The 4,193-nt window shown below is 66.1% G+C and carries 6 protein-coding genes; 2 read left to right on the forward strand and 4 right to left on the reverse strand.

Annotation, left to right across the window (positions count from 1 at the left end; all coding sequences use genetic code 11):
* Both AC1DZ6_RS20280 and AC1DZ6_RS20285 read right to left on the reverse strand, forming a co-directional pair.
* Positions 1–345: NAD(P)H-hydrate epimerase (locus tag AC1DZ6_RS20280; protein WP_477098938.1), on the reverse strand; the 345-nt coding region annotated here is incomplete at its 3' end.
* A gap of 12 nt (positions 346–357) precedes the next feature.
* Complete coding sequence (locus tag AC1DZ6_RS20285; RefSeq protein WP_477098939.1) at positions 358–927, reverse strand: histidine phosphatase family protein; 570 nt, start codon at positions 925–927, stop codon at positions 358–360.
* Positions 928–1,433: 506 nt separating this feature from the next.
* Here AC1DZ6_RS20285 and AC1DZ6_RS20290 point away from each other — a divergent pair.
* Together AC1DZ6_RS20290 and glnA are read left to right on the forward strand one after the other, a co-directional pair.
* On the forward strand, positions 1,434–1,772 hold the full coding sequence (locus tag AC1DZ6_RS20290) for a P-II family nitrogen regulator (RefSeq protein ID WP_035089775.1): 339 nt from the start codon (positions 1,434–1,436) through the stop codon (positions 1,770–1,772).
* 39 nt (positions 1,773–1,811) lie between these two features.
* Complete coding sequence (glnA, locus tag AC1DZ6_RS20295) at positions 1,812–3,221, forward strand: type I glutamate--ammonia ligase (protein ID WP_477034032.1); 1,410 nt, start codon at positions 1,812–1,814, stop codon at positions 3,219–3,221.
* A gap of 56 nt (positions 3,222–3,277) precedes the next feature.
* Here glnA and AC1DZ6_RS20300 read toward each other — a convergent pair whose 3' ends face one another.
* Complete coding sequence (locus AC1DZ6_RS20300) at positions 3,278–3,685, reverse strand: putative quinol monooxygenase (RefSeq protein WP_477098940.1); 408 nt, start codon at positions 3,683–3,685, stop codon at positions 3,278–3,280.
* The coding region (locus AC1DZ6_RS20305) for a LysR substrate-binding domain-containing protein (RefSeq protein ID WP_477098941.1) at positions 3,682–4,193 on the reverse strand (512 nt) is incomplete at its 5' end. The genes AC1DZ6_RS20305 and AC1DZ6_RS20300, both read right to left, overlap by 4 nt.

Consider the following 4,193-nt stretch of genomic DNA (forward strand, 5'->3'; position numbering starts at 1 on the left):
GTCGATATAGAGCGCCGCCGAGCCCAGTTCCGAGACCACCGGCCCGGTCTCGCCCTTCCAGCGCGCGGCCGCCCATTGCGCCGCCGGACCGGCGGGCGGCGCCAAGGCCTCGACCCGCACCGGCCAACCGCGCCGCCGCAGATGCCGGGCGATCACATAGCCGTCGCCGCCGTTGTCGCCCGGACCGCACCAGACCACCGTGGGACAGCGCGCATAGCGTTCGCGGATGACCTCCGCCACGGCGCGCCCCGCCCGCTCCATCAAGACGATGGTCGGCGTCCCCGCTTCGGCCGCCGCGCGGTCCGCCGCGGTCATCTCGGCGACGGTCATGATCTCGCGCGGCACGGCTGCTCCTCTTTAAAGCACTTGGGTGGAAGCCTCTTGGCCTTTGTCGACCAGGATCAGGCCGCCGTCGACCAGATCGAACACCGTCACCGACACGTGGTCGGGTCGAAAAGCCGCCACCGCCTCGCCGCCGGTCGCCGCCGACACCGCCGCGTTCAACGCCACGAAATGGCTGAACACCGCCGCGCCGGGATGCGAGGCCACGCCCTCGGCGACCTCGCGGGTCCAGGCCGCGTAGTCCAGATCGCCCCGGATGTCGCTCCACCGGCCCTGGAAGGCTTCGCGCAGCCAGGCCGGGCGCGCCTCGGCGTCGAGGGCGGCCGGCGTCGGGATCTCGCCGACCCGAGGATCGATCTCGACCGTCACGCCCAGGGCGTCGGCCAGCGGCTGGGCGGTTTCCCGGCAGCGCCGCAGCGGCGAACTGACCACCCGCGACGGGCGCTCGCCCACGGGCAAGGCCAGCAACACCCGCGCCACGGCCCGCGCTTGTTCAGCGCCGATGCCGTCCAGGCCCGGATCCTGGTCCGCATCGCCCCAGGTCGAGGCGGGACGGCCATGGCGGATCATATGAATGCGGCTCATCGGCTTTCCTTGTCCCCGAAATATCTTCCCCGCCATGCCCTAGGGCCGGGTCTTCTTGCCACGTTTACGGGGCGGCCCCGGGGCGCCGTTCGCCATCGAAACGTGCGAACGCGCAAAAACCCACCCAGCCCCGACCGGCTCGCCCGCCTTGGGTTTCGCCACAATCTTCAGCAGTTTTCGAATCGACGGCGCATTTTTGTCCATTCCGACAAAGACGCCTCGACGTGGTCCACTCGCCGACGACACCGGTTCGGCCCGGTTCTTCGCCGCCAAAATGGCCGTTTCGACGATCCTAGGTCGCCAATCGCCGCTCGCAAGGCGGTTTGGGCGGCCAAACACGCCCTGATCATCTTTCAGGCTTTACGTGCACAAATATTGATCAATGAGCGGAACTCAGCAGAACTCGCACGATAAAGCGCTTCAGCGCGCTTGTGACCCGACAGGTCGGCGTGCTCCGTGCCGCTCAGTCAGCGGCGCCCGCGCCGTTTGGGCGTGAAAGAAGTCTGATGAAAAAGATCGAAGCCGTCATCAAGCCGTTCAAGTTGGATGAGGTCAAAGAGGCCCTCCAGGACATGGGCGTGCAAGGCATGACCGTGCTGGAAGCCAAGGGCTACGGCCGCCAGAAGGGCCATACCGAGCTCTATCGCGGCGCCGAGTACGTCGTCGACTTCCTCCCCAAGATCAAAGTCGAAGTCGTGGTCGAAGACAGCCAGTTGGAGCCCGCGCTCGAAGCCATCACCAACGCCGCCCGCACGGGCCGCATCGGCGACGGCAAGATTTTCGTGTCCGAGATCACGGAAGTCGTCCGCATCCGCACCGGAGAAACCGGCCCGTCCGCCGTCTAGGCAGGGTCCGTAACCGCTTAACGCTCAAAGGGGATAACGATGAGCACCGCCAAGCAAATCCTGGATCTGATCAAGGAAAAGGACGTCAAGTACGTCGACGTTCGTTTCACCGACGTGCGCGGCAAGCTGCAGCACGTCACCTTCGACATCGATCTGGTCGATGACGACTTCCTCAACGACGGCACCATGTTCGACGGCTCGTCGATCGCCGGCTGGAAGGCCATCAACGAGTCGGACATGAAGCTGCGTCCCGATCTCGACAGCGCCATCATCGACCCGTTCTACCAGCAGACCACCCTGGCGCTGTTCTGCGACGTGGTGAACCCCGACACAGGCACCCCCTACAACCGCGACCCGCGCTCGATCGCCAAGAACGCCCTGGCCTACGTCAAGTCGTCGGGCATCGGCGACACCGTGTTCTTCGGCCCCGAAGCCGAGTTCTTCATCTTCGACGACGTGCGCTGGAACACCTCGTCGAACAACACCGGCTACTCGTTCGACTCCGTCGAACTGCCGGGCAACTCGGCCAAGGAATATCCGGAAGGCAACATGGGTCACCGCCCGGGTCCGAAGGGCGGCTACTTCCCGGTCAACCCGATCGACTCGGCTCAGGACCTGCGCGGCGAAATGCTGGCCGTCATGGGCGAGCTGGGCATGAAGCCGGAAAAGCACCACCACGAAGTGGCGCCCGCCCAGCATGAACTCGGCCTGAAGTTCGACACCATGGTCGTGATGGCCGACCGCATGCAGCTCTACAAGTACGTGATCCACAATGTGGCCCACGCCTACGGCAAGAGCGCCACCTTCATGGCCAAGCCGATGTTCGGCGACAACGGCTCGGGCATGCACGTGCACCAGTCGATCTGGCAGGACGGCAAGCCGCTGTTCGCCGGCGACAAGTACGCCGGCCTGTCGGACATGTGCCTGTGGTACATCGGCGGCATCATCAAGCACGCCAAGGCGATCAACGCGTTCTCGAACTCGACGACGAACTCGTACAAGCGCCTGGTGCCGGGCTACGAAGCCCCGGTGAAGCTGGCCTATTCGTCGCGCAACCGTTCGGCCTCGATCCGCATCCCGCACGTCGACTCGCCGAAGGCCAAGCGTCTGGAAGCCCGCTTCCCCGACCCGATGGGCAACCCCTATCTGACCTTCGTCGCCCTGCTGATGGCCGGCCTGGACGGCATCAACAACAAGATCGATCCGGGCGCGCCCGCCGACAAGAACCTGTACGACCTGCCGCCGCGCGAACAGAAGAAGATCCCGGAAGTCTGCGGCTCGCTCCGCGAGGCTCTCGAGAACCTCGACAAGGACCGCGCCTTCCTGAAGGCCGGCGGCGTCATGGATGACGACTTCATCGACAGCTACATCGAGCTGAAGATGGAAGAGGTGATGCGCCTGACGCTGCACCCGCACCCGGTCGAATTCGACATGTACTACAAGTGCTAGGCTTCACGGCTTAGGACGAAGAAGAGGCCCGCGGAGCGATCCGCGGGCCTTTTTCTTTAGGCCTTGGCCAGGCCCACGCCACCGATCGGCACGGTCTCGAACCGATGCCCGAAGCCGGCGATGATCGGGCGGGCCTTGGCGATGGCGGCCTGGACTGAGGGCAGCTTGAGCGACCCGGCGTGGCTGTCCTTGTCGGTCCAGACCTCGGTGATCCACAGGGCGTCGGCGTCGACCGCGTCCTTGGCGACGATATAGCTGAGGCAGCCGGGCATGCCCTCGGTGCTCTCCGCCAGGATGGCGACCAGCTCGTCCCGCTTGCCGGGCGCGGCCTTCATCTGACCGATCAGTCCGTACATCGTCTTGTTCTCCTTGGCCTGGGTCAGGGACGGCGCGGTGACGGCCGCCAGGGCCAGTACGCCCGCGAGCACCGCGCGTCGTTCGATATCGTCTGGTGAATGCGTCATCGTTCCTCCCCCTCGCCAGTCTCGGCGAGCATGGACCGGATCGTGTCAGCATCCGGCGAAGCCAGGGCCGGGCCAAGTCCCAGCAGGTGCAGCGTGTTGAAGCACAGAGGCCGTCCGGCCGGCCGAACGATCCGCACGCGGTCGCGCCAGCCGGCCGAGCGGACCAGGTCCAGCGGCGCGATGATCGCTCCTCGGCCGGCCGCGCAGCTCTCCATCGCCTCCTCGATCTCGCCGGCGTGGTCCAGCCGCTTCAGGGCGTCAGGCTGAGCGCCGAACACCGTCTCGAACCAGTGGCCGAATACGAACTCGTACTCGTCATAGGTGGCGAAAGCAGTGCGAGAGAGGGCGTCGAGGTCTTGCGGGATCTCCATCCGGGCGGGCGCGGCCAGCACCAGTTCTTCCCGGGCGATCGGCGTCGACTGCACCGGCGCGGCGACCACCGGCCGATAGGTGACGCCCAGGTCGACGGCGCCCGCCCCGACCGCCGACAGCACCGCCTCATGCGAGC

This window comes from Caulobacter sp. P1_B12_2 (assembly GCF_056406675.1).